This is a genomic window from Salinicola salarius (assembly GCF_002179555.1).
GTDB lineage: Bacteria > Pseudomonadota > Gammaproteobacteria > Pseudomonadales > Halomonadaceae > Salinicola > Salinicola salarius_A.
The window spans coordinates 134,625-160,481 of the sequence record NZ_NHOU01000006.1 but is presented as its reverse complement, the minus strand read 5'-3'; the positions used below and the strand labels follow the sequence as shown (position 1 = coordinate 160,481).

Here is a 25,857-nt window from a genome sequence, read left to right as displayed (position 1 = left end):
CCATGTGCCTCACAGCTAACGACCAAGCCCCTCTCCCTATTCTGGTGATTTACACCGGCGGCACCATCGGCATGCGCGACAGCGACCGCGGCCTGGTGGCCGCCGGTAACTTCGGTTCCCGCATGGCGGCAGCGCTGTCGACGCTGCCGCCCGACCGACAGGGCAAGCTGCCCCGGTATGCAGTCTGGGAAACACCACGCCCGATCGACTCCAGCAGTGCCACGCCAGCCGACTGGGCTGCGCTGGCACTGCTGATCACCGAGCGATATCAGGATTATGCCGGGTTCGTGGTGCTTCACGGCACCGATACTCTCGCCTGGTGTGCGTCCAGTCTGGCATTTCAGCTTCAGGGCTTGTCCAAACCGGTCATCGTCACGGGTTCGCAGAAGCCACTGGGTATCGAGGGCAGCGACGCACTCGACAATCTGGAAGCCTCGTTGATGTTCGCGACACAAACCGACTTGCGAGAAGTCTGCGTGAGTTTCGCAAATCGCCTGATGCGAGGGTGCCGGACACGAAAATGGTACACTCAGGACGCTCAGGGCTTCGAAAGCCCCAATTGGCCGCTATTGGGCGAAATAGTGGATCACGCCCCGGTCATTTACGCTGCACGCTGCAGTGGCATTCAGGGTGCTCCTCGTTTCGAACTGGCCACCGGCCCGACGCCGGTGGTCGTTCGCCTGACCTTGTGGCCGGGCATTCGTGCTCAGGACGTGGACCGATGGTTGGATGACGACCGCATACGTGGCGTCGTGATCGAGTGCTGGGGCAGCGGCAATCTGCCGGAAGACGAAGCACTACTCGGTGTTCTGGCCCGCGCCAGCGCGGAAGGCAAGGTGCTGGTCGCCATCAGCCAATGTCCCTTCGGCGGCGTCCATCTCGGCACCTACGCCGCTGGTCGAATACTCGAGGAAATCGGCATTCTGTCCGGCGATGACATGACGCCGGAAGCAGCCCACTGCAAGCTCATTCATCTGCTCGCCCAGGGATCGTCACAAGAGACGCTGAGACAACGCTTTCTAACCCCCCTGGTCGGCGAAAGAGGCGCCTTCGCGACGTGATCGTACGCCGCGTCGGCCGCCCTCCATCACTTCAAGTTCCAGACAGCTTGCTTGTTATAGGTTGACAGCATGACATCCTCGACTTCCCAGACTACGTCCAGACCGGCCGTCGTGATCTATTCCGGCGGCATGGACTCCTATACGGTCTTGCATAGAGCGCTGCGCGAGGGCCACGACGTCCATGCGCTATCGTTTCACTACGGTCAGCGTCATGCTCGCGAGCTCGATGTCGCTCGCCAGGTATGCACCGACTTGGGCGTCTCGCACCGGGTCGTCGATATTCGCGCCATTCACCAACTGATCGGCAATTCGGCACTGACCGACAGCGATCGAGCCATGCCGAAGGCGGACTACGCCGAGGACAACCTGGCAGATACCGTAGTTCCCAACCGCAACATGATTCTGTTGTCGCTGGCGATCGGCCACGCGGTCAATATCGGCGCACCGATCTGTTTCTACGGCGCGCATGGCGGCGATCACGTTCTCTATCCCGACTGTCGCCCGGCATTCGTCGAGCGCATGAACGATGTCGCTGCCATCGCCAACTTCGAGGCCGTCAGGATCGAAGCGCCGTATCTGCATAGCGATAAAGCCCAGATTCTTGCCGACGGGCTCGAAATGGGTCTGGATTACGCTCAGACCTGGACCTGCTACCTGGGCGAAGCCACCGCTTGCGGCGAATGCGGCAGCTGTCGAGAGCGGCTCGCTGCGTTTGCCAGCATGGGAAAGACGGACCCACTGCCCTATGCCAAACGCTGATATCCGAATCTCACGACAATCTCGCGACGAGACCTGATGCCAGGCAGGACCTGGCGCCAAAGGTAACGCGTAGAATGTCGTCGACATCCAGTGCGTCGAGTCTGACAGCCCAGAACGGAAACTTGCATGTATAGCGTCAAAGAAGCCTTCTACACCCTGCAGGGGGAAGGCGCCCAAGCCGGTCGCGCCAGTGTTTTCTGCCGTTTTGCCGGTTGCAACCTCTGGTCGGGTCGGGAACGGGACCGTGCCGCCAGCCAGTGCACTTTCTGTGATACCGACTTCGTCGGCACCGATGGCCAGAATGGCGGCCAATTCAACGATGCCGACGGCCTGGCTTCACATCTCGAACAACTCTGGCCGACGCCTGCTCGAGGCGACTTCACGCGTTATGTGGTCTTCACCGGTGGCGAACCTCTGCTGCAACTGGACCCGGCGCTGATCGCTGCCATGCATGCCAGAGGGTTCGAGATCGCCGTCGAGACCAATGGCACGATTCAGGCACCCGACGGCATCGACTGGATCTGCGTCAGCCCGAAAGGCGACACGGCATTGCGCCAGACCCGGGGCAACGAGCTCAAGCTGGTCTATCCCCAGGCCGGCGTCGACCCCGAAACGTTCGCTGGACTGAATTTCACCCATTTCTTTCTGCAGCCGATGGATCTCGCGCCAGGCGCCATCGTTACCGATGGCAGCCCGATGGAGGCGACGGTCGAGTACTGCATGCGCCATCCTCAATGGCGACTGTCGCTGCAGACCCACAAGATTGCAGGAATCGATTGATGACCCTGTTCGTGAACAACCTGACCAATATCGACGCCTCGATCTGGTCACCTCAACGCGGCCTGAGCGGCGCCAGCTGGCACGTCGATGTCGAGCTCGACGGCGAACTGGGGGAAGACGGCATGCTGTTCGATTTCGGCGAGGTCAAACCCTGGATCAAGTCACGTCTCGACGCCGGCCTGGACCACACCTTGCTCGTGCCAACCCAGGCGGCGGGCGTCAGGATCGAGGAGTGCAGCGAAGGGCTGCACATGGCGGCGGAACTCCCCTTCCCCTTCGAGGTGCGCGCTCCGCGCCAAGGCTTCACGCTGTTCCCCTGGGGGGAGATCACTGCGGAGCGACTGGGAGCGCATCTCAGTAACGAACTCAGCAAGAGGCCACCACCTCGCGTCGAGGCGATCCGCATTCGACTGCGCGAGGAATTGGCCGATGGCGCGATCTATAGCTACAGCCATGGCCTCAAGCACCACAAGGGGAACTGCCAGCGCATCGCCCATGGCCACCGTTCGCACCTGAGAATCTGGCGCGACGGGCAACGCGACCCGGAGTTGGAAGCGTTTTGGGCGCAACGTCTGGACAATGGTTATCTCGTCGACGATGCCGATATCGTCGACCCTCGCCGCAACGATGACGTCATGCGCGTTCGCTACCGCTCCGGACAGGGGCAGTTTCAGCTCCAGTTGCCGAAAGAGCGCTGTCACATCTTGCCAGCGCCCACGACCGTCGAAAATATCGCGGCCTGGCTGGCCCATCAGATTGCGCAATCCACCGGCGCGCATATTCGGGTGCAGGCATTCGAAGGGATCGACAAAGGCGCTCTCGCCGAGAGCCGTGGTACGGCTACGGCAGGTTAAGGAGACCGAAACACAATGAGTTGTCGGATCGGCTGCGGCGCGTGTTGCATCGCGCCCTCGATCACCTCGCCCATCCCCGGCATGCCCAACGGCAAACCCGCCGGGGAGCGCTGCGTACAGCTGGACGAAAACAACCTGTGCCGACTGTTCGGAGATTCTCGGCGCCCGGCTGTCTGCCATCACTTCGAGTACGACAGGCAGCTGTGCAGCGATGACCGCGAGCAGGCACTCAGAATTCTGGGGGAATGGGAGCGCGCCACTCAGTAGGCGCCCTCCCCATCATCGAGGCTTCCGGGTTCAGGGAAGGCGGACCAGCATCTTGCCCTCGTTCTCTCCCGAGAAAAGCTTCAGGAAGGCGTCAGGCATCTGCTCCAGCCCCTCGATGACAGTTTCGCGGTAACGGATCGCCTCCCGCTCGACCTCCGGGGCCACCTGCTCCAGGAACGTCTGATAGTGACTCCAGTGTTCGCCGACGATGAACCCTTCCATGCGCGCCTTGCGAAACAGCAACTGGTTGAGATTGCCGGGACCACCCGACGGCCCTGTCGCGTTGTAACGGTCGATCATCCCGCAGATCGCAATGCGAGCATGATCGCGAAGATTGGCGAGCGCCGCCTCCAGCAGAGGGCCACCCACGTTTTCGTAGTAGATGTCATATCCTTCGGGGGAAGCTTCGTGGAGTGCCTGTGTCAGCGCCTCGACATCCTTGTTCCGGTAGTTGACTGCCTTGACGCCCATCGATTCCAGCCACTCGCACTTGGCCGGACTGCCAGCGACGCCGACGACATGGCAATCCGCCGCCTTGGCTAGCTGCACGGCCAACGAGCCCACGGCGCCCGAAGCCGCGCTCACGAGGACGCGCTGCCGTGGCTGTAGCTCGGCAATGAGGTTGAGCCCGGTCCAGGCCGTCATGCCCGGCATTCCCAGCACGCCGAGGTAAGCCTGTTCCGACACGTCGAACTTAGGCAGCGGCTCGACCTCGTCACCTGGCAATTGAGCCACATCCCGCCAACCGGCCATATGCCGAACACGGTCGCCCTGTTGAAAGTGCGGGTGACGAGAAGCAATGACTTCGCCCACAGCGCCACCAGACATCGGCTCGCCAAGCGCGTAGGGCTCGACATAGGTCGTGATGCCACTCATCCGGCCGCGCATGTAGGGATCGACCGACAGCCAGCGGTTGCGGATGCGCACTTCGTTAGGTGCCAGATCCGACAACGCCTCTTCTCTGATGGCAAATTGATTCGGCTGCGGCAACCCTTGCGGGATCTCGAGCAGTGCGAAGTATCGGGTGACGGTCATGAAAAACCCTCCTGGCCAACGGTAGATATGCCGTTCAGCCTAGGAGGGCATCCAAAGTCGGGCAAGGTCGCAGTGAAGGTTCGGTGAACCCAGACTAACGCTCCGCCCTGGCTCGATACGTCAGTGACGCTCGACGTCGGCTTCTTCCTCCAGCGTCTGATTCAAGCCCTGAATGGCGATCTGGGCTTGCAGCCGCTGCGCCAGGCGCGTCACGAAATCCGCATCGTCTGAACTGGCGTCACCTGCAGTGACCGCCTCGACGCCGACAATGGCAACGCCACTCTGACTTTCGGTCTGCCCCCAGGTAACCGCACCCGCCTGCGGGCGGGAAAGGCGGAAAGCTTCCTGCAGAATCGGCGCCGGTACGCTATCGGCATCGCGAGTCACGCTATCGGCCTGTTGCCAGTCGAGCCCCGGTACATCATCCCCGTTGCGTAGCGCCACCAACACCTCTTCCGCTCGGGCCTGCAACTGCTGCCGAGTCTGCTCGATCTTGACTGCCGCCAGGACCTGGTCACGAACCTCGTCGAGCGGTAGCGTGCTTGCCTCACGATGGTCCACGACCCGCAGCACGACACGTTGCTGGTCATCCGTCTCGATGACATCACTGTTATAGCCATCCTCGAGCACATCCGAGGAAAACGCAGCAGCGGCGGCATCAGGGTTGGAGAGCACGTCTTCACCACCGGCATCCTGAGAAAACCAGTCGCTGGTCTGAACCGTCAGCCCCATTTCTTCTGCGACCGACTCGAGATCGTCTGCCTGATACGCATCGTCGGTCAGCTTCTGCACCCGCTCGTTGAACAGCGACTCGGATTGCTCGAGCTTTACCTGCTGGGCAAGCGTCTCGCGATCCTCCTCGAAAGAGGGAATGTCGACCCCCGTCACCTTGATGAGATGAAGACCGTACTGAGTCTGCACGATCTGGGATACCTGTCCCGGATCGAGCGAGAACGCGGCGTCGTCGAAGCTATCGCCAAAGAACCCTTTCTGGATCGCGCCAAGATCGCCCCCATCGCCAGCAGACGAGGAATCATCGGAATACTCACGCGCCAGCGCGGCGAAATCCGTTCCCTGCTCGAGTTGCTGCTGCACTTCGGCAATGCGGTCGCGGGCTTCCTGTTCGGTCCGGTCGTCGCCGAACGTCACCAGAATATGGGAAACCTCACGCGGGGCCGCGGCCTTGGCCTGTTCATAGACCTGGCGCAGCTGCTCGTCGGTAACCTCGACATCCTTGGCCACGTCCTCCTGGTTCAATACCAGATAGTTGACCTTGACCTGCTCCGGGCGCCGAAAATCTTCCTGATGCTGGTCATAGTACTGCTGGAGGTCGGCATCGCTCGGAGCAACGGGCTGGTCGAGATCGGCGGGGCTCAACTGCGCGTAGCGAAATGTTCGCTGCTGCTGCTGCAACGATGCCAGTCGCGCCTTTTCCGACGGCAACAGGAAAGCTGATGCCGCAAGCCCCTGCTGAACCTGCCGACGCAGCGTGTCCGCGCGCAGTTCACGGCGGAAGGAAGCGGGCGTATAGCCGGCCTGCGCCAGTCGATTGGTAAATAGCTCTTCGGAGAAGCGGCCATCCTGATCCTGGAACTCAGGCAGCGAGACGATGAGCTGGTCCAACTGACTGTCGGAGATATGCAGACCGCCCTCGTCGGCATATTGATCCAGCGTTCGCTGGCGGATCAGTTGGTCGAGTACCTGTCCGCGAAACTGCCGCTCCTGCTCGGGCGGCACCTGCCCGGAGCGAATACCCCGCTGCACTTGCGTCTCGACCGCCTGACGACTGATGGATTCACCATTGACGGTTGCCGCATCGTTACTGCCCGCCGAGAAGTAGCTGACCAGGGATTCCGCGCCGAAAAGCGCAAAAGTCACGATGATAGCCCCCACGACGACTTTTGCCGCCCAACCTTGGGAACCCTCACGAATTCGTTGCAGCATGCTGTCCTCGCATGTCGATTACCCAATGTGTCGCGCGCGTATCGTACACCGCCATGTCACCACAGCGCATCCGTACACGAAACATTGGCTATCCTTTCTGCAAAAGGTTCGCTCTTGCAGCACGACAATAAAAAAGCGCATCGCTGAGGCGATGCGCTTATGTTTTGCGAACTCTTACCGGCTGGAAGACCTCGGTTTTCCATGCACGCCGGAACGTCGGTCCGCGCGACGGAGCGAAACTCAGTTCACCGCGTCTTTCAGCGCCTTGCCTGCCTTGAAGCTCGGCACCTTGGCAGCGCTAATCTCGATCGGCTTGCCAGTCTGCGGGTTACGGCCAGTACGCGCTGCGCGCTCTTTCACCGCAAAAGTCCCGAACCCTACCAGTGCTACGGAGTCGCCCTTCTTCAGGCTGTCTGACACGGACTCGATCATTGCATCGAGAGCACGCGTTGCAGCCGCCTTGGGAATGTCGGCAGACGCAGCAATGGCTTCAATCAGCTCGGATTTATTCACACTTCACCCCTTGACTGTATACGAAATTAACAGGACATCGATGCGTAATCAGAGACGCGATCACGATCACAACAAGTGGGCATTTTATAGCAATGCCGAGTTTCTGCTGTCAATCGAGATCATCAGAAAAACCGCGTCATATCGGGCCTGACGCACGAAATTTACGCATCGATGAGATCAATGTGTGCTGACATTGGTTTGCGAAGAAGCTACATCTTCGGCGAGTTTATCATCGTCGTTGACATGGTTCGTCAATGCCGTTGACAACACATCATCAATCCACTTCACCGAACGAATGTCCAATGCATTCTTGATGTTCTCGGGCACCTCTTTGAGGTCCCGACGATTCTCTTCCGGTATGAGTACGATCTTTATACCACCGCGCCGTGCAGCCAGCAATTTCTCCTTGAGCCCGCCGATCGGCATGACCTCGCCGCGCAGATTCACTTCACCGGTCATTGCGACGTCACAGCGTACGGGACGCCCGGTGTAGGCTGACACCATGGCCGTTACCATACCGATACCCGCGCTCGGACCGTCCTTCGGCGTAGCGCCCTCGGGAACGTGAATATGCAGGTCTTCCTTTTCGAAACGCTCGGGGTCGATACCGAACTGGCGCGCTCTCGCCCGCACCACGGTATGAGCGGCACTGACGGACTCCTTCATGACGTCGCCCAGCGAGCCAGTCTTGTTGACTCGCCCTTTGCCCGGCGTCACGACAGACTCGATGTACAGCAGCTCGCCGCCGACCGAAGTCCAGGCCAGGCCCGTGACACGACCGACCTGATGCTCCTGATCCGCCAGGCCATAGCTGTATCGACGCACACCCGCGTAGCGTTCGATATCGTCCGCCGCCAGGGTCAGCCCGGCCTGAGCACCTTGGCCTTTCACCGCTTCCAGGCGCTCACGCAGCACCTTGCGGCTCACCTTGGCGATCTGGCGCTCGAGCTCACGCACGCCGGCTTCGCGGGAGTAGTAACGGATCAGCTCGAGCACGGATTCATCGCTGAACGTCAGCTCGCCCTCCTTGAGACCGTTCGCCTTGAGCTGCTTGGGGATCAAGTAGCGTTTGGCGATCGCGAGCTTCTCGTCCTCGGTATAGCCCGGCAGACGGATGACTTCCATACGGTCCAGCAACGGACCGGGAATGTTCATCGAGTTGGCCGTGCAGATGAACATCACGTCCGACAGGTCGTAGTCGAGCTCGAGATAATGGTCGTTGAACTTGTCGTTCTGCTCAGGATCCAGCACTTCCAGCAGCGCAGAGGAAGGATCACCACGATGATCCATGCCGATCTTGTCGACTTCGTCGAGCAGGAACAGCGGGTTACGTACCCCTGCCTTGCTCATGCGCTGAATCAGTTTACCCGGCAGCGAGCCGATGTAGGTACGTCGGTGACCACGAATCTCGGACTCATCGCGGACGCCCCCCAACGCCAGGCGAACATAGCGCCGGTTCGTGGCGCGCGCAATCGACTGACCGAGTGACGTCTTGCCTACGCCGGGAGGACCGACGAGACACAGCACCGGCCCCTTGAGCTTCTTGACCCGTTTTTGTACGGCAAGGTATTCAAGAATGCGCTCTTTGACTTCTTCCAGACCATAATGGTCTTCGTCCAGTACCTTGGCAGCATGCGGCAGGTCATGCTTCACCCGAGTCCGCTTTTTCCACGGCACGGACAGCACCCAATCCAGATAGGAGCGGACGACGGTGGCTTCGGCAGAGGTGGGCGACATCATCTTGAGCTTGCCGAGCTCCTGGGTGGCCTTGTCGACGGCCTCCTGAGGCATCCCGGCTTCCTTGATGCGCTGCTCGTACTTTTCCGCCTCGTTGGGTACGTTCTCGAGCTCGCCCATCTCTTTCTGGATGGCCTTCATCTGCTCATTGAGATAGTACTCGCGCTGGGACTTCTCCATCTGATCCTTGACCCGCGAGCGGATGCGCTTCTCGACCTGCAACAGATCGATTTCGGACTCGATCAGTGTCATCAGGTGTTCGACCCGATCGCGCACGCGATCCATCTCGAGCAGTTCCTGCTTGTCATCGATCTTCAGTGACAGGTGCGCACAGATCGTGTCGACGAGCCGACTCGGATCCTCGATCTCCTGCAACGAAGAAAGGACCTCGCCAGGCACCTTCTTGGACAATTTGACGTACTGCTCGAACTGGTTGAGCAGCACACGAACCAGGGACTCCTGCTCACGCTCGCTCAATGGCTCGCTATCACGCGCCACTGCCTGCGCGCTGATGAAGCCGTCCTCGTCGTGCGAGACCTTCTGGATATCGGCCCGAAAGCTTCCTTCGATAAGTACCTTGACCGTACCGTCGGGAAGCTTGAGCAGCTGCATGATATCGGCCACCGTGCCGATACTGAAAAGATCGTCGACACCGGGGTCGTCATGCGCCGCCTCACGCTGAGCCACCAGCAGCACGCGCTTGTCGTGCTCCATTGCGGTTTCCAGCGCCCGGATCGATTTTTCCCGCCCTACGAACAATGGTATGACCATCTGGGGATAGACCACCACGTCACGTAGCGGCAAGAGCGGAAGCGTCAATGTCTGGTCAGAGCTCTGCGCCATTACAGCATTTCCTCGACAAACTTTCGGATGGGTGAGCCACCAGAGCGGCAATATCAATATGCAAGGTACGTGGGGGCGTCATCGTTCAGATGCAAGTAGCAACCGGTAGACTAGCGAATCCATGAAAGACCGAATCCATAAAAAAGGGGGCCATCAGGCCCCCTCGCTAGACAGCTGGACGGGTAACGACGCGCCCCGATCATCCGTCCTTGTTGGCAACGCGACTCTCTTCCTGCTTGGAGTAGATCAGCAACGGTTCGCTGTCGCCGGCGATGACGGAGCTGTCGATCACGACTTTGGTAACGCCGTCGAGTGACGGCACGTCGTACATCGTTTCCAGCAGCACCGACTCCAGAATCGAACGTAGCCCACGTGCGCCCGTCTTGCGCTCCATGGCCTTGTGCGCCACGGCCCGCAAGGCGTCCTCGCGGAAATCCAGCTCCACCCCTTCCATCTCGAACAGGTGCGCATACTGCTTGACCAGCGAGTTCTTGGGCTCGGTCAGGATCTGGACCAGCGCATCTTCGGTCAGTTCGGTCAACGTCGCGATCACCGGCAGACGCCCGACGAACTCGGGAATCAACCCGAACTTGACGAGATCCTCGGGCTCGACGCCGGCAAGGATGTCACCGACACCCTTGTTGCTCTCCTTGCTCTTCACCGCGGCGTTGAAACCGATACCACCTTTTTCGGCACGGTCGCGAATGACCTTGTCCAGGCCCGCGAAGGCACCACCGACGATAAACAGGATATTGCCGGTGTCCACTTGCAGGAATTCCTGCTGCGGATGCTTGCGGCCGCCCTGCGGTGGAACGGAAGCCGTCGTCCCTTCGATCAGTTTGAGCAGCGCCTGCTGGACGCCCTCGCCGGACACGTCACGCGTGATGGAGGGATTGTCCGACTTGCGCGAAATCTTGTCGATCTCGTCGATATAGACGATCCCGCGCTGGGCTTTCTCGACGTCGTAGTCACATTTCTGCAGCAACTTCTGGATGATGTTCTCGACATCCTCGCCCACGTAGCCCGCTTCGGTGAGCGTCGTGGCATCCGCGATCGTGAACGGAACGTTGAGCAGACGCGCCAGCGTCTCCGCCAGCAGCGTCTTGCCGCTGCCCGTCGGACCAATCAGCAGAATGTTGGACTTGCCCAGCTCGATGCTGTCGCTCTTGCCACCACTACGCAGACGCTTGTAGTGATTGTAGACCGCAACGGACAGCACCATCTTGGCACGGTCCTGACCAATCACATAGTCGTCGAGCGTGTTACGGATCTCTCGGGGTACGGGAAGACGGTCTTCATCGCTCTCGGCGTCGGCTTCCAGAACCTCCTCGCGAATGATGTCATTGCAGAGATCGACACACTCGTCACAGATGTAGACAGACGGGCCTGCGATGAGCTTGCGAACTTCGTTCTGGTTCTTGCCACAGAACGAGCAATACAGCAGCTTGCCGTTGTCGTCTTTGCCTTTACCGTCGGCCATTCGTGTACCTCGTCAGGACGACGGCGCAGCGCGCCGTCGTGTGAAACCTTGACTCAAACGCTATCAGGATACCGGACGCTTATCCAGCACGGCGTCGATCAGGCCGTATTCGACGGCCTGACTACCATCCATGAAGTTGTCACGGTCGGTGTCCTGGGCGATCTTGTCGATATCCTGACCCGTGTGGTTCGCCAGGATACGATTCAGCTTCTGGCGAATGGTCAGGATTTCACGGGTGTGGATCTCGATGTCCGCTGCCTGCCCCTGATAACCCCCAAGCGGCTGATGGATCATCATGCGCGAATGCGGCAGGCAGAAGCGCTTGTCCTTCGCGCCACCAGCCAGCAACAGCGCGCCCATGCTAGCCGCCTGGCCGATACAGACCGTCGAGACATCCGGCTTGATGAACTGCATGGTGTCATAGATGGACATGCCCGCCGTCACTGAACCACCCGGCGAGTTGATGTAGAGGTGAATATCCTTGTCAGGATTTTCGGACTCGAGGAATAGCAGCTGTGCCACGACCAGGTTGGCCATGTAGTCCTCGACCGGGCCGACCAGGAAGATGACACGTTCTTTGAGCAGACGAGAGTAGATATCGTACGACCGCTCGCCGCGCGCACTCTGCTCCACCACCATCGGGACCAGGCCGCCGGCATTACTGATGTCGAACTCGTTACGCATCGCGATTTCCTTACAGCTGGTGATTGTCAGGCCCATCGACTAGCGGCCCGGCTTCTGCCGGGCCGCTCGCTTACCAAGCACCCATCATGCTTTGGAATCGCTTTCCTCGGCCTCGTCTTCTTCAGCCGATTGCTCGGCCTGTTGAGCCGCCTGAAGCACTTGCTCATAGCTCATGCTGACGTCGTTAACCTGAGCCTGCTCGAGGAGCTTGTCAACGGCCTTGTCTTCCAGCACCGCGGACTTGATCTGCCCCTTGAGCTCGTCGTTCTTCATGTACTGCTCGACGGCCTGCTCGGGCTGCTGATACTGGGACGCCAGTTCTTCGGCGCGCGCACGGATTTCGTCGTCACTGGCATCCAGCTCGTGCTGCTTGATGACTTCCGCCAGCAACAGGCCAACCTTGACGCGAGTACGGGCCTGGTCGGCAAACAGCTCGTTGGGCAACTGGCTGACATCGAAGTCTTCGCCAAGACCGAACTGCTGAGCCGCCTGACGCTTGAGCCCTTCGGTCTCCTGGTCGACCAGTGACTGGGGCACGGTGACGTCATTGGCTTTCTGAAGCGCATCGAGAGCCTGCTGCTTGACGCGATTCTGCGCCGCCTGCTTGACCTCGCGCTCCATGTTGCTCTTGATCTCGGCACGGAACTTGTCGGCATCGCCGTCTTCCACGCCGAATTCCTTGATGAAGTCGGCATCGACTTCCGGCAGCGCCTTGGCGGAGACCTCGTGGACCGTCACCTTGAAGGTCGCTTCCTGACCCGCCAGGTGTTCGGCCTGGTAGTCTTCCGGGAAGGTCACGCTGATACGCTTCTCTTCACCAGCCTTGGCACCGATCAGTTGCTCTTCGAAGCCGGGGATGAAACGGTTGGAGCCCAGCTCCAGCTCGTGACCTTCGGCAGCGCCACCTTCGAACGGCTCGTCTCCCAGGAAGCCCTGGAAATCGATCTTGACCTGATCGCCATTTTCCGCCGCGCGCTCTACCGGCTGGAATTTGGCGCGCTGACCGCGCAACGTTTCGATCATGGTGTCGATATCGGCGTCAGTGATTTCCGTCTTGGGGCGTTCCACGACCGTACCGTCGATGCTCTGCAGTTCGATCTCGGGATAGACTTCCAGCGTCGCGACAAACTCCAGATCCTTGCCCGTCTGATCGACCTTGGGTTCGATCGATGGATAACCGGCCGGGTTCAGGCTCTGCTCGGTGATCGCCCGCACGTAGTGCTGGCGCATGAGCTCGCTGACGACTTCGTTGCGCACGTCCTTGCCGTAGCGCTGACGCACGACCGCCATCGGGATCTTCCCTTGACGAAAGCCATTCAGACGAACGCGCTTGGCGGTGTCTTGCAGGCGAGCAGAAACGGCCTCGTCAACCTCGGCTGCCGGAACCTGAACAGTGATGCGACGTTCGATCTGGGATGTCGTCTCAACGGAAACTTGCATAGATGATCCTCTACCGACGGGGGCGTTCTGTGATTGCAACTCAAAAACCAGGCTTCAAAACTGTCATTTCAAAGCACTCATTTCAAAACAAGAGGGCGATTTTATGAATCCCCATGCCTACTGGCAAGCAGACTAGCGCGGTAAATGGTGCCAATGGGGATGAAATACAAGCCCGAGGCCATAAAAATCGACTCAAGACCAACTTTGCAGGCGTATCGAACCCCAAAACCGGAGATAAGACCCAGACGGGAGCGCAATAACAAACTAGAGGTGCTATCAAAAAGAAGGGATGACAATCGAGAAAGAANGAGATAAGACCCAGACGGGAGCGCAATAACAAACTAGAGGTGCTATCAAAAAGAAGGGATGACAATCGAGAAAGAAATGGGGTGGATGATGGGGATCGAACCCACGACCACCGGAGCCACAATCCGGGGCTCTACCACTGAGCTACACCCACCATTTCTTGAAGCTGATCGGCATGGGGTGGATGATGGGGATCGAACCCACGACCACCGGAGCCACAATCCGGGGCTCTACCACTGAGCTACACCCACCATACCAATTCCGCATCGACCGGGGCCACATCAACAAGTGATGAATGGCGCGCCCAGCAGGACTCGAACCTGCAACCTACGGCTTAGAAGGCCGTTGCTCTATCCGGTTGAGCTATAGGCGCATTCCAATACCGGCTGCATTTCCACCGGCACGAGCGGTATCATCATGGTCGGGGTAGAGGGATTTGAACCCCCGACATCCTGCTCCCAAAGCAGGCGCGCTACCAGACTGCGCTATACCCCGTATGATGCCATTCATGCCCGATGACTCTACGAGCCCCTCGATGCGCTGCGTATTCTACGGATCCTTTCTGTCGGGTCAAGCCCTTACGTGCACTTAACCTCGATTGCCTCTCGCAGCACGGCATCAAAAAATGCCGCAGATCTCACTAACGCCCCGTCGCGCGTTGACTGCATCTCTGGGCATGCGAAAATTGCCGACCTTCGTCGGCCTTCCGCCGACCCCTACAGCACTCATAAAGGAAAGTCGATGACCGCTCAGTTGATCGATGGCAAGGCCATTGCCGGCTCAATCCGCAATCGAGTGAAAGTCGACGTGGAGCATCGAACCCAGCGCGGGCTGCGTCGCCCGGGGTTGGCCGTCATACTGATCGGTCATGACCCGGCGTCGGAGGTTTATGTCAGCCACAAGCACCGTGCCTGCGAGAACGCCGGCATTCTCTCCTTCAGCCACCGGCTCGAGACCACCACGACGCAGCAGGACCTGGAAGCGCTGATCGATCGCCTGAACGACGACCCCGCCGTCGACGGCATCCTTCTACAGCTTCCGCTACCCGCGCATCTCGATGCCAACCCCTTGCTCGAGCGCATTCGCCCGGACAAGGATGTCGACGGCTTTCATCCGTACAACCTGGGCCGGTTGGCGCAGCGGTTGCCGTTACTGCGCCCCTGCACGCCCAAGGGCATCATCACGCTGCTCGAACAGAGCGGGATCCCGCTCCGAGGGCTGGACGCCACCATCGTCGGCGCTTCCAATATTGTCGGCCGGCCGATGGCACTGGAGTTGCTGCTCGCCGGCTGCACCACCACGATCTGTCATCGCTTCACCCAGGGGCTCGAAGACAAGGTCCGACAGGCCGATCTCCTGGTGGTCGCTACCGGCAAGCCCGGCCTGATCGATGGCAACTGGGTCAAACCCGGCGCCATTGTCATCGATGTCGGCATCAACCGTCGGGAAGACGGCACTCTGGTGGGCGATGTCGATTTCGACACCGCAGCCGAGCGCGCCAGCTGGATCACCCCGGTGCCCGGCGGTGTCGGACCGATGACGGTCGCCACCTTGCTGCAGAACACCTTGCAAGCGGCCGAACTACACGATGCGCAATGACGTATCGACGACACTTCAACCTTACGCACTGATCTGACGGACCAACACGACGGATAACGCATGCAGACTATCGGCATCATTGGCGCCATGGAGCAGGAAGTCGCCCTGCTCGCTTCCCAGCTGGACAACGCCCGGATCGAACATCATCCCGGCGGCACTTTTCATGTAGGTGAGCGCCACGGACTTCGGGTCGTGCTACTCCAGTCAGGCATCGGCAAGGTCAATGCCACGGTGGGCGCAACGCAGCTGATGACCCACTACCGGCCGGACGCCGTCATCAACACCGGCTCTGCCGGCGGCTTCGGCACGGCCATGGAAGTCGGCGACGTGGTCATCTCCAGCGAGGTGCGCCATCACGATGTCGACGTCACCGCTTTCGGCTACGAAATGGGCCAGGTTCCCGGCATGCCGGCAGGCTTTGCCCCTGATCCCAAGCTGATCGAGACCGCGCGCGCCTGCATCGAAAGCCTCGGGGATCTGCGCGTCCACGAAGGCCTGATCTGTACCGGCGACAGCTTCATGGCCGATCCGACACGGGTCGACACCGTGCGCGAACACTTCCCCCAGATGCTGGCAGTAGAGATGGAAGCCGCCGCGATTGCCCAGACCTGCCATCTGTTCGAGTGCCCGTTCGTGGTCATCCGGGCGCTGTCGGATATCGCCGGCAAGCAGTCCGAACTCTCTTTCGATGCCTTTCTGGAACGAGCGGCAACCCACTCCGCCAAGATGGTCGATGCGATCATCGCCCGCCTGGCCGGGCAATGATCCCGTTTCCCGAATCATGACGACACCCCCAACGACAAACCCCGCCGATTGGCGGGGTTTGTCGTTTCAGGGGCATCACGCCATCACGCCGGAGGCGCCTCGAAACTCCAACGGGTACCTTCGCGAGAGTCCTTGAGCACGATACCCAGCGCTGCCAGCTCGTCGCGGATCCGGTCGGCTTCGGCGAAATCCCGATTGCCCTTGGCTGCGGCCCGCGCCTCGATGCGCGACTCGATCTCGGCTTCGCTCAGCGGCAAATCGGCAGCCCCCGCCTTGAGGAACTCGGCAGGTTCCCGCTCGAGCAGCCCCAGCACGCTGGCCAATCGCTTGAGCTCCTGCCCCAACGCCCCGGCATGCGCCGGCTCGGCGTCGCGCAGCCGGTTGATCTCCCGGGCCATATCGAACAGCACCGATAGCGCTTCCGGCGTATTGAAATCATCATTCATCGCCGTCGAAAAACGCTCGGCGTAGATTCCCTCGACATCGCCGTGGACTAGCTCGACGCCATCGAGCGCGTGATAGAAGCGCTCGAGGGACTTGCGCGCCTCGTTGAGCGACTCCAACGCGTAGTTGATCGGGCTGCGATAGTGGCTCGCTACCAGCAGGTAGCGAACCACTTCCGGATCGTGCACTTCCAATACATCACGGATGGTGAAGAAGTTGCCCAGCGACTTGGACATCTTCTCCTGATTGACGCGCACGGCCCCGGCGTGCATCCATACGTTGACGTAGGGCTTGCCCGTCGCCGCCTCGCTCTGGGCGATCTCGTTCTCATGATGCGGAAAGGTCAGATCCGGCCCGCCGCCATGGATGTCGAAGGTCTCGCCCAGGCAGCAGGTCGACATCGCCGAGCACTCGATATGCCAACCGGGCCGCCCTTCGCCCCACGGCGACGACCAGCTCGCCTCGCCTGACTTGGCCGCTTTCCACAGGACGAAGTCGAGCGGGTCTTCCTTGTGCGCATCGACATCGACTCGGGCGCCAGCCCGCATGTCGTCGAGATTGCGGTTGTTGAGCTTGCCGTAGTCGGCGAAGCGCCGGACCCGATAGTAGACATCACCGTTATCGGCCGCATAGGCATAACCGCCTTCGATCAGCCGCTCGATCATCGCCACGATCTCGGGGATATGGCCGGTCGCGCGCGGCTCCGCATCCGGGCGCAGCACGCCAAGCCGTGCTTCATCCTCGTGCATCGCCGCGATCATGCGCTCGGTCAGTGCCGAGATCGACTCACCATTCTCCTCCGCGCGCTTGAGGATCTTGTCGTCGATATCGGTGATATTGCGAACGTATGTCACGTCCAGCCCGGTCTGACGCAGCCAGCGCGTAATCACGTCGAACGCCACCATGACGCGGGCATGGCCCAGGTGGCAGTAGTCGTAGACCGTCATGCCGCAGACGTACATCCGCAACTTGCCGGGCTCGATCGTCTCCAGCGCCGCCTTGCGTCGCGTCAGCGTGTTGTAGATCTCCAGCGCGCTCATGTTGTCGTTACCTTAGCCCTGCTTCTTCTGAATCTTGGCCCAGCTATCCTTGAGCCCCACGGTGCGGTTGAACACCAGCTTGCCATCACGACAGGCGTGACGATCGGCACAGAAGTAGCCAACGCGTTCGAACTGGTAGCGCGCTTCGGGCTGGACATCCGCCAGCGCCGGCTCGGCGATGCCTTCCACGACAATCAGCGACTCCGGATTCAGGTGCTCGAGGAAATCGGCGTCCTTGTCACGGTCCGGCGCCTCGTCGAGGAACAGGTTGTCGTACAGACGGACCTCCACCGGTACGCCATGCTCCGCGCTGACCCAGTGAATGACGCCCTTGACCTTGCGCCCTTCCGGATTCTTGCCCAGGGTGTCGAAGTCGACGCTGCAGTGGAGCGCCTCGATCTCGCCGTCTTCACCCTTGACCACCTCGTCGCAGCGGATGACATAGCCGTTGCGTAGACGGACTTCCTTGCCGGGCGCCAGGCGGAAGAATTTCTTCGGCGGCTCCTCCATGAAGTCGTCACGATCGATCCAGATCTCGCGGGTGAATGGCAGCCGGCGCATGCCCATGTCCTCGCGCGCCGGATGCCCGGGCACCTCGAAGACCTCGTCGTGATCCGCCGCGATGTTGGTCAACACCACCTTCAGCGGGTTGAGAACGCACATGGCCCGCGGCGCGTTGTCCTCGAGATCCGAGCGAATGGCGAAATGCAGCATCGCGATGTCGACCACGTTGGCGGCACGGCTGACACCGGTCATGTCGCAGAACTTGCGCAGCGACGCCGGCGTGTAGCCCCGACGGCGCAGCCCGGAGATCGTCGGCATGCGCGGATCGTCCCAGCCATCGACCACGTTCTGGTCGACCAACAGCTTGAGCTTGCGCTTGGACGTCACCGTATAGTTGACGTTCATCCGCGCGAACTCGGTCTGCCGGGGTCTGGACGGAACCGGCAAGTGATCCAGGAACCATTCGTACAGCGGTCGATGGTCCTCGAACTCCAGCGTGCACAGCGAATGCGTGATGCCCTCGATGGCGTCGGACTGCCCATGGGTAAAGTCGTAGGAGGGATAGATCTTCCACGCATCGCCAGTCTGGTGGTGATGCGCATGACGAATGCGGTAGAGGATCGGATCGCGCAGATTGATGTTCGGCGCGGCCATGTCGATCTTGGCCCGAAGCACTTTCGATCCCTCGTCGAACTCGCCCAGGCGCATGCGCTCGAGCAGATCGAGATTCTCGTCGACACTACGATCACGGTACGGACTCGGGCGGCCCGACTCGGTCAGCGTGCCCCGGTATTCGCGGATCTCCTCCGGCGAGAGATCGTCGACGTACGCCTTCCCTTCCCGCACCAGGTGCTGGGCCCAGGCGTACAACTGATCGAAGTAGTCGGAGGCAAAGCGCACCACCCCACTCCATTCGTAGCCGAGCCAGCGAATGTCCTCCTGGATGGCGTCGATGTATGCCTGCTCTTCCTTGGCCGGGTTGGTGTCGTCGAAACGCAGGTGACAGCGTCCGCCGAACTGCTCCGCCAGGCCGAAGTTGACCCAGATCGACTTGGCATGGCCGATGTGCAGAAACCCGTTCGGCTCCGGCGGGAAGCGAGTCACGATCGTCTTGGCCTGGCCCGACTCGATCTCGTCCCGAATCTGGTTACGCAGGAAGTTCGATGCCCCTTGCTGGACATCGGCACCGTGCTGGATCTCGGGGTTGTGGTTGGGGCTCTCGGCGCTCGTGTTGCTTTCGACGCTCATGGAATGCAGGCAACCTCTGTGATTCGAATGATCGGCCGACGTCACGGCCCTGATGGCAGCAGGTTAACACGCGCGTACCGCGGTTTCTTCCAGCGGCCCAAAACGGCTATTATAGCGCGACGCGCGCGGCCGGCGCCAAGCCGTCCGCCACCTCCCGACAGCCCAGAATCACCCAGGATTTCCGATGATCGTCTTGCATACCAATCACGGCACCATCACGCTCGAACTCGACTTCGAAAAAGCCCCGAAGACCGCCGCCAACTTCGAGCAGTACGTCAAGGACGGCCACTACGACGGCACACTGTTTCACCGCGTGATCGACGGGTTCATGGTCCAGGGCGGCGGCTTCGATACCGATTTCGAGCAAAAACCGACTCGCGCCACGATCGACAACGAAGCCGACAACGGCCTGACCAACCAGAAGGGCACGGTGGCCATGGCGCGCACTCAGGACCCGCATTCCGCCAGCGCACAGTTCTTCATCAACGTCGGCGACAACGACTTCCTCAATCATCGCGACAAGAGCCTGCAGGGCTGGGGTTACTGCGTGTTCGGCCGCGTGATCGAAGGCATGGATGTCGTCGACAGCATCCGTCAGGTCGCTACCGGGCGTCGTGGCATGCACAGTGACGTTCCCACGGAAGACGTCATCATCGAACGCGCCGAAGTCACCGCCTGACCTTCATCCCGATACTGGCCGACTATCGAAAGGAACGATCTCTCGCATGCAACTGCTGATTGCCGACCTCCATCTTCACCCCTCCCAGCCGGATATCGCCAAGGGGTTCATCGACTACCTTCGGGGTCCGGCCCGACAGGCATCATCGCTGACCATCCTCGGCGATCTGTTCGAAGCCTGGATCGGCGATGACTACCGTGGCGAGTTCGAACAGCAGATCATTGCCGAACTGAAGGCCTGCAGCGATGCCGGCACGCGGCTGGCGTTCATGCACGGTAATCGGGATTTCCTGATCGGGGAGTCGTTCGCGGCTGACAGCGGCTGCGCCCTGCTCGACGACCCGACCGTGGTCGAACTCGCGGGTCAGCGCGTTCTGCTGATGCACGGCGACAACCTTTGCACCCGCGACGAAGCCTATATGGCCTTCCGCCAGCAGGCGCGCAATCCGGCCTGGCAGGCGCAGATCCTGGCGATGCCGGTCGAAGAGCGCTTGGCGCTGGCCAAGCAGTTGCGGCAGCAGTCCGGCGAAGCCAATACCAACAAGGCCGAAGACATCATGGACGTCACTCCCGAAGCCGTCGTCGAGACCATGCAGGCTCACGAGGTTAAGATCATGATTCACGGCCATACCCACCGTCCGGCCGTCCACGATCTCACCGTCGATGGCGAGCCGGCAAGACGCTACGTCATCGGCGACTGGCGTCCCGGCGTGGGCTGGCAGTTGAGAGTCGAAGACGACGCGCTGACACTCGAGTCGTTCGCCATCTGAGCATTTCGGAACCGGCCAGCCAATGCCAACGCCCGGCTCTAAGACTCGAGCCGGGCGTCTGCTTTTCTGCGGCTATACAGGTCATTCCTACGACGACGCCAGTCCCACACCGCACCGATCATCCCTCGTAGCGATGCCTGCAGCGACAGCCGCCCAATGACTACGGCCAAAAAGTGGCTACATCTGATAATCCGGGGTCCGGGAAGCAGCGCTGACGTTGTCCAGGAGCGTCCGCCAGCGAGTCAGAATCGGCGCATCGGACAGCGCCACTTCTCCCAGCCGATAACGCAGCGCTTGCTGCTTTTCCTTGTCGCCGGCATCGACCAGCGAGAGCCACATTTCGAGGCTCTTCAGCTCCACATGGGCGCAGCCCACCTCGACCGCCCAGATTCTCGCCTCTTCGATCAAAGCCGCAACTGTCTGCATGTCATCCCCCATGCGATGCCTGGCGCGAGCCATCTGCAGCGCTATCTGCGGCATCATCAGCGAACGTCTGGTTCGCGCCTGGTCGAGACAAGGTTCGAGATACGCCACAGCGAGCGCTACATCGTTGAGCGCCAGACAGGCGTCGCCGTACCACAGCAAAGGGCGTTGATGAGGCTCTCGGCCGGTCAGTTCGCTCAACTGCGCGACACAGGCCTCGATTCGCTCCAGGCCGCACGCCTCCCCCGCCAGCGACTGACTCCAACCAAGGACGCAGTCGGCCTCCCAATGCCAGCGCTGGAGATCCGGGGTTCGGGTCATTTCGTACGCCCGGCGACCACGCTCCGTGGCCAGGTGGATATGACCCAATTGCCGGTAGAGCGAGGCGGCAAAAATCAGCGCCAGGGCCAGCGATCCCGGATGGCGAATCGACTCGGCCAAGCGAATGGCGGCCTCCATCTGCTGTTCCGCGCGCAGGTAGTCACCGCGCAGACAAAGCGCCCAGCTCTGGTAGCAGGCTGCCGCCACCTGCGGATGATCGGAGTATGGCAACCACTCCAGCACCATCGGCTGATTCAACGGGTCGATCTGGTCGAGATGTTCGTAGGCAAGCGATATCTTGCCGCTCCAGTACTCTCCGTGAGCCCGGGCATAGAGCGCCAGGCGCTGGTAACGAGGGTCGTCGATGCGCTGGGCGAGCTCGCGCAGCTGCATGGCCAGCGACTCCGCGTCGCGATTGGCGTGACGTTGGCTGGCGCCGACCCAGAGCCCCCAGGTCACCAGAAACGCCTGGTCATCGGCAGCCTCGTCGTCCAGATCTGCACTCTGCCAGAGCGCCTGAGCCTGAAGGAAACTCTCATGCGCCGCGCGCGATCCGTGCCCCTCCAGGGCATAACACGCCTGTCCCTTGACGGTCAGCAGACTGATCTGACGCTCGGCGCCACCGGCGGGCACCTCGTTCAGGCAGGCCAGGCCGGACTCCGCCAGCCTCAGCGCCGTACGGCTGGCACTCACCTTGAGCCCGCTTCGGGCCGCCATCTCGAAGTAACGCGCGGCACGCGCCGGATCGCCACTTCGCCGCAGGTGCTCGGCGAAGTCGCCGGGATGACGGCTGATCCAGGCGGGATGACGCGATTCGATCATCTCGACCACCCGCTGGTGCAGGACGATACGCACGTCCTGCGGACAGGAAAGATAGGCTGCCTCCTGCAGCAGCGGATGCGTGAACTGGAAATCGTAAGGATAGGTTTCGCAGGGCTCGATGATCTCCAGCCGCCGCATCTGCTCCAGCGCGGCCTTGAGAGTACCGTCATCGACTTCCAGACAGTCGCGCAGCATGCCGGCTTCGAACTGCCGGCCAAAGATGGCTGCCATGTGAGCAACCTGGCGGTCGCCTTGCAACTGATCGATACGGCTGGCCAGCAGCCCCAATAAACCGCTCGGCAGGCTGTCGACATCCAGCCGCCGGCCTTCGCGCCGATCGATTTCCAACCGGCGGCAGATTTCCTGCAGATAGAGCGGAACACCCTCGCAGCGCTGGACCAACTGTTCGCGCAACCGGGGCCCGAGCTTGAGGCGATGGCGACGCGCCAGATACTCCAGCATATCCGCTGATTGGCGACCATCGAGACGCCCCAAAATTACCTGCTGATCCCAGTTCAACCTGATCGGAGGGACTTCACGATTCTGATGCGAGGCTATCAGCAACGAAGCGGTATGAATCGGCAGTCTGGCCTGCAGATTCAGCAATACCTTGAGAGAGGGTTCGTCCAGCCACTGCAGGTCATCGACGATGATCACCAGCGGACGACGGGAGGCCATCTCGAGAATCAATGCCTGGACCAGTTGGGTGACCAGCTCCACTGCCTCGTCGGCATCTTCGCGCGCCAGGGGTTCGCGACCCAGCACATCGATCAGCAGCCGCCGGCGCTCGCTGCCGATCTTCTGCAGTACAGCAGTACGATCGATCAGTTGGCCGAGCGCTTCGCTATCCGGCTCCTGTGCCAGATACCATCTGAGCAGCGACTGGATCAGCCCGTACGAAGTCTGGCTGGACAGCCGAGTCGTGGGCCGCCAGAACACCGCGACGTCCTCGTGCTGGAGGTATTCACGGAAATGGATCATCAAGGCGGACTTGCCAATGCCGGTATCTCCCAGCACCAGCAGGCTCTGGCGTAGCCCCAGGGAAACCCGAGCCAGCGCATCCCGCAACTGGCGCAGCTCCGCCTCGCGCCCCATCAGGCTGGGCGGCAAGGCCTCGCGCCTGGAGGATTCCACGCCCAGCACCAGCCCACGCCGCTGGACACGGCCGTCACTGCTGATCAGACGCGGCGTCAGGCGAGATTGCAGATCGAACGCGGGCGGCAGATGCTGGCTGGCATTGAGCGATATCACCAGCTCGCTGCTTTGCGCTGCCGCCATCATCGCCAATGCCACTTGTGTCACGTCACCGAACGGGTCGATCGATTGTCGCTCCGGCAACCAGATCACTCGCCCGCTATCCAGTCCGGCCGTCAGCGTGAATCGCGGGGGCGAATCATCACCTTCCCAAACGCTGTCGAGCTCGCGAGCCAAGCCTTGTCGGCAGTGTTCGAACAGCGCCACCAGTTCGGCCAGCTGATGCGTCGGCCCATGAGTACCAAAACACGCCAGGCCGATCCCGCTGCCCACAGCGGTCTGCCAGAAACCGCCCAGATGCCGGCACTGGGTTTCCAGCCATTGAAACAGTCGCCCCTGCGCTTTCAGGCATGCCAGCGCCCGGCCGAGATCGTTGCCGGCATCCACCGGCCTGAGAGCGATCGCCATCACCGTAATCTGGCGGTAATCGATGTCTTGGGCGACGTAACCCAAAGCACCCGGCTGCGCCGCTTGAGCGGCGGGCGAGCCCGCCTGACTCAGCCAATCGGCGCCGGCCACTCCCTGCGCTGGCACCTCCGACCAGAATCGCGCCAACTGCAAGAAGCCGGGCTCCGGCTGCTGTCCCGAGAGCGCCAGGTGCTGCAGGAAGGCGTTGAACTGTTCCCGAGCAGCAGCAAACTGTCCATGCTCGGCGAGCTGTCGTACGAGACGCTCATGAAAGGGGCAGTAGTCGGGAATACGATGAATCAGGGTGCGTAGCAACGCCTCCGGTAGCGCCGAGGCAGCCTCCAGAACCCGCTCCGCGTATTCGATCAGCCGCTGGCGCCACTCGCCTCGCGTACGCACCAGCCACTGCTGGAAAGCGACACACTGCCCCAGATGAAGCTCCGCCAGCAGATCGCCCCGATAATGGTCGAGCAACTGCTCCAGAGTCGCCACGGTGGGCGGCTGCTGAAGCAGCTCGTCCGCCGCGCGGAGATCCCAGACGACAGAGGCCGGCAGATCGAAGGCGATCGTCTGCCGGGTGACGGACAGGGATACCTCGGCAAGATCACCGAGGCTGTGACGCAGACAGTGCAAGGCGTGGCGAAGGTTGGTTCGGCCGGACTTGACGCCCTGATCCGGCCACAGCATCTCAGCCAGAGCGGCACGACTGACCGGTGTTTCCTGCATCAGGAGATAGACCAGCAGCGCCTTCACCTTGTCATAGCTGAACTGCGTCAGAGCCCGCTCGCCCTGCTGATAACCGAAGTGTCCGAAGAGCGAAATTGTTGTTGTAGCTGGACCTGAGTTCATTGCTTTCCATTCATCCGGTGAGAGGTACAGCCGCCCGGTGGTCACGAACGAGACAGCCGTCGTCGTGCCATGGCTCGAGAGCCATGGTTCCAAAGCGGTGATCAGGAGGCACGGGCTGCCGGCACGCCGCTGTGAAAGCGAAACATGGCGTCTTCACCTTCGATCAGGGCCTGTTCGTGAATGGCAAAGCGGGCCACCCGTTCAGCGACGACCTCCTTTCCCGCATAGCGCTCGGCAAGCCCCAGGTAATCCTCGAAATGGCGCCCTTCCGACCGCACCAGCGAGCGATAGAACTTGGCAAGCGTCTCATCAAGGTAGGGAATCAATCTGGCGAAACGTTCACAGGAACGCGCTTCGATGAAGGCCCCGACGATCAGGATATCGATCAGGCGGTGCGGCTCCTCGCGCGCCACGTGCTCGCGCAGCCCCTCCGCATAGCGCGAGGCCTGAATGTGGGAATAGTCGACACCCCGCTCCTGCATCAGCCCCACTACCTGCTCGAAGTGCAGAAGCTCCTCGCGGGCGAGCTGAGACATCTTGGTCAAGAGTTCGGGGCGGTCCACGTAGCGAAACATCAGACTCATGGCCGTCGACGCCGCCTTCTTCTCGCACTGTGCGTGGTCGATCAGCAACAACGCGGGGTTCTCCAGCGCTGCCTCTATCCAACGCATCGGAGTTTCACACGGCAGAAAATCGAGCAGCTCGGCAGGCAGCAGGTCGTCGGTAGTGCAATCGGTATAAGCAGTCATTCGTTCAGTCGTCATTGACGTTCGTCGAACACTCGACAGGCCATGTCGAGTACATGATAAAAGCGGAGCACATGGGCAGACGACGATCCGGACAGCGCGTCCTGATACGACGCGACCCGCCGAAAAGCGGGTCGGGGCCTCGCCGACCGGCGCCCTCCGCCGGATCGTTGATTCGAGCGTGATGAGACGCGTAAGCATCAGTGCGTTGAATCAAAGTGGATTCGCTGAATTTTCGCCCTATGGTAGCGCCTGGCCGGTCAGACTTCGACACCCATCTGCT

At 60.9% G+C, this 25,857-nt stretch carries 20 protein-coding genes and 4 tRNA genes; 9 read left to right on the top strand and 15 right to left on the bottom strand.

Going from position 1 to position 25,857, the window contains the following annotated elements:
* The first annotated feature begins 2 nt into the window (after positions 1-2).
* The 5 genes from CCD76_RS07130 to CCD76_RS07110 all read left to right on the top strand — a co-directional run bounded on the left by CCD76_RS07130 (position 3) and on the right by CCD76_RS07110 (position 3,721).
* Complete coding sequence (locus tag CCD76_RS07130; RefSeq protein WP_087718839.1) at positions 3-1,061, top strand: asparaginase; 1,059 nt, start codon at positions 3-5, stop codon at positions 1,059-1,061.
* A 69-nt stretch (positions 1,062-1,130) separates the two neighbouring features.
* On the top strand, positions 1,131-1,820 hold the full coding sequence (gene queC / locus CCD76_RS07125) for a 7-cyano-7-deazaguanine synthase QueC (RefSeq protein ID WP_087718838.1): 690 nt from the start codon (positions 1,131-1,133) through the stop codon (positions 1,818-1,820).
* Positions 1,821-1,946: 126 nt separating this feature from the next.
* Positions 1,947-2,600, top strand: a complete 654-nt coding sequence (gene queE, locus CCD76_RS07120; protein WP_087718837.1) for a 7-carboxy-7-deazaguanine synthase — start codon at positions 1,947-1,949, stop codon at positions 2,598-2,600.
* Positions 2,600-3,454, top strand: a complete 855-nt coding sequence (locus CCD76_RS07115) for a 6-carboxytetrahydropterin synthase (RefSeq protein WP_087718836.1) — start codon at positions 2,600-2,602, stop codon at positions 3,452-3,454. The genes queE and CCD76_RS07115 overlap by 1 nt, the downstream gene beginning before the upstream one ends.
* A 15-nt stretch (positions 3,455-3,469) precedes the next feature.
* Entirely contained in the window at positions 3,470-3,721 is a 252-nt protein-coding gene (locus tag CCD76_RS07110; RefSeq protein WP_087718835.1) for a YkgJ family cysteine cluster protein, read from the top strand.
* Between the two features lie 30 nt (positions 3,722-3,751).
* On the opposite strand, the gene CCD76_RS07105 is transcribed toward CCD76_RS07110, so the two are convergent.
* The 11 genes from CCD76_RS07105 to CCD76_RS07055 all read right to left on the bottom strand — a co-directional run bounded on the left by CCD76_RS07105 (position 3,752) and on the right by CCD76_RS07055 (position 14,198).
* Positions 3,752-4,756 carry an NADP-dependent oxidoreductase gene (locus CCD76_RS07105; RefSeq protein ID WP_087718834.1) on the bottom strand — a complete coding sequence of 335 codons (1,005 nt, stop codon included), beginning with the start codon at positions 4,754-4,756 and terminating at the stop codon, positions 3,752-3,754.
* A 120-nt stretch (positions 4,757-4,876) separates the two neighbouring features.
* Positions 4,877-6,700, bottom strand: a complete 1,824-nt coding sequence (locus CCD76_RS07100) for a SurA N-terminal domain-containing protein (RefSeq protein WP_087718833.1) — start codon at positions 6,698-6,700, stop codon at positions 4,877-4,879.
* 240 nt (positions 6,701-6,940) lie between these two features.
* The gene (gene hupB / locus CCD76_RS07095; RefSeq protein WP_071230177.1) at positions 6,941-7,213 is read right to left on the bottom strand and encodes a nucleoid-associated protein HU-beta; all 273 of its coding nucleotides are present in this window, start codon (positions 7,211-7,213) and stop codon (positions 6,941-6,943) included.
* Positions 7,214-7,390: 177 nt separating this feature from the next.
* Positions 7,391-9,793, bottom strand: coding sequence for an endopeptidase La (lon, locus tag CCD76_RS07090; RefSeq protein ID WP_087718832.1), 2,403 nt, complete (start codon positions 9,791-9,793; stop codon positions 7,391-7,393).
* 199 nt (positions 9,794-9,992) lie between these two features.
* Positions 9,993-11,273: an ATP-dependent Clp protease ATP-binding subunit ClpX gene (clpX, locus tag CCD76_RS07085; RefSeq protein ID WP_087718831.1), complete on the bottom strand. Its 1,281-nt coding sequence runs from the start codon at positions 11,271-11,273 to the stop codon at positions 9,993-9,995.
* Positions 11,274-11,336: 63 nt separating this feature from the next.
* Positions 11,337-11,957 (bottom strand): ATP-dependent Clp endopeptidase proteolytic subunit ClpP, encoded by a 621-nt coding sequence (gene clpP, locus CCD76_RS07080; protein WP_071230174.1) that lies wholly within the window; start codon positions 11,955-11,957, stop codon positions 11,337-11,339.
* An 84-nt stretch (positions 11,958-12,041) separates the two neighbouring features.
* Positions 12,042-13,397 (bottom strand): trigger factor, encoded by a 1,356-nt coding sequence (gene tig, locus CCD76_RS07075; protein ID WP_087718830.1) that lies wholly within the window; start codon positions 13,395-13,397, stop codon positions 12,042-12,044.
* Between the two features lie 385 nt (positions 13,398-13,782).
* Positions 13,783-13,857, bottom strand: a tRNA-His gene (locus tag CCD76_RS07070).
* A 22-nt stretch (positions 13,858-13,879) separates the two neighbouring features.
* A tRNA-His gene (locus tag CCD76_RS07065) sits at positions 13,880-13,954 on the bottom strand.
* Between the two features lie 45 nt (positions 13,955-13,999).
* A tRNA-Arg gene (locus CCD76_RS07060) sits at positions 14,000-14,076 on the bottom strand.
* Between the two features lie 45 nt (positions 14,077-14,121).
* Positions 14,122-14,198: transfer RNA gene (locus CCD76_RS07055), tRNA-Pro, on the bottom strand.
* 246 nt (positions 14,199-14,444) lie between these two features.
* Here CCD76_RS07055 and folD point away from each other — a divergent pair.
* Positions 14,445-15,302, top strand: a complete 858-nt coding sequence (gene folD / locus CCD76_RS07050) for a bifunctional methylenetetrahydrofolate dehydrogenase/methenyltetrahydrofolate cyclohydrolase FolD (protein ID WP_087718829.1) — start codon at positions 14,445-14,447, stop codon at positions 15,300-15,302.
* Between the two features lie 60 nt (positions 15,303-15,362).
* Positions 15,363-16,067, top strand: coding sequence for a 5'-methylthioadenosine/S-adenosylhomocysteine nucleosidase (gene mtnN / locus CCD76_RS07045; protein WP_087718828.1), 705 nt, complete (start codon positions 15,363-15,365; stop codon positions 16,065-16,067).
* 83 nt (positions 16,068-16,150) lie between these two features.
* On the opposite strand, the gene cysS is transcribed toward mtnN, so the two are convergent.
* Together cysS and CCD76_RS07035 are read right to left on the bottom strand one after the other, a co-directional pair.
* Complete coding sequence (gene cysS, locus CCD76_RS07040) at positions 16,151-17,542, bottom strand: cysteine--tRNA ligase (RefSeq protein ID WP_179208872.1); 1,392 nt, start codon at positions 17,540-17,542, stop codon at positions 16,151-16,153.
* A 21-nt stretch (positions 17,543-17,563) separates the two neighbouring features.
* Positions 17,564-19,303 carry a glutamine--tRNA ligase/YqeY domain fusion protein gene (locus CCD76_RS07035; RefSeq protein ID WP_087718826.1) on the bottom strand — a complete coding sequence of 580 codons (1,740 nt, stop codon included), beginning with the start codon at positions 19,301-19,303 and terminating at the stop codon, positions 17,564-17,566.
* A 184-nt stretch (positions 19,304-19,487) separates the two neighbouring features.
* Between CCD76_RS07035 and CCD76_RS07030 the strand changes: the two genes are divergently transcribed.
* The gene (locus CCD76_RS07030; protein WP_087718825.1) at positions 19,488-19,982 is read left to right on the top strand and encodes a peptidylprolyl isomerase; all 495 of its coding nucleotides are present in this window, start codon (positions 19,488-19,490) and stop codon (positions 19,980-19,982) included.
* A 46-nt stretch (positions 19,983-20,028) separates the two neighbouring features.
* Positions 20,029-20,751 (top strand): UDP-2,3-diacylglucosamine diphosphatase, encoded by a 723-nt coding sequence (locus CCD76_RS07025; protein ID WP_087718824.1) that lies wholly within the window; start codon positions 20,029-20,031, stop codon positions 20,749-20,751.
* Positions 20,752-20,928: 177 nt separating this feature from the next.
* Here CCD76_RS07025 and CCD76_RS07020 read toward each other — a convergent pair whose 3' ends face one another.
* Positions 20,929-24,828, bottom strand: a complete 3,900-nt coding sequence (locus CCD76_RS07020) for an AAA family ATPase (protein ID WP_087718823.1) — start codon at positions 24,826-24,828, stop codon at positions 20,929-20,931.
* Positions 24,829-24,929: 101 nt separating this feature from the next.
* Positions 24,930-25,577: a tRNA-(ms[2]io[6]A)-hydroxylase gene (locus CCD76_RS07015; protein ID WP_087718822.1), complete on the bottom strand. Its 648-nt coding sequence runs from the start codon at positions 25,575-25,577 to the stop codon at positions 24,930-24,932.
* Between the last annotated feature and the right edge of the window lie 280 nt (positions 25,578-25,857).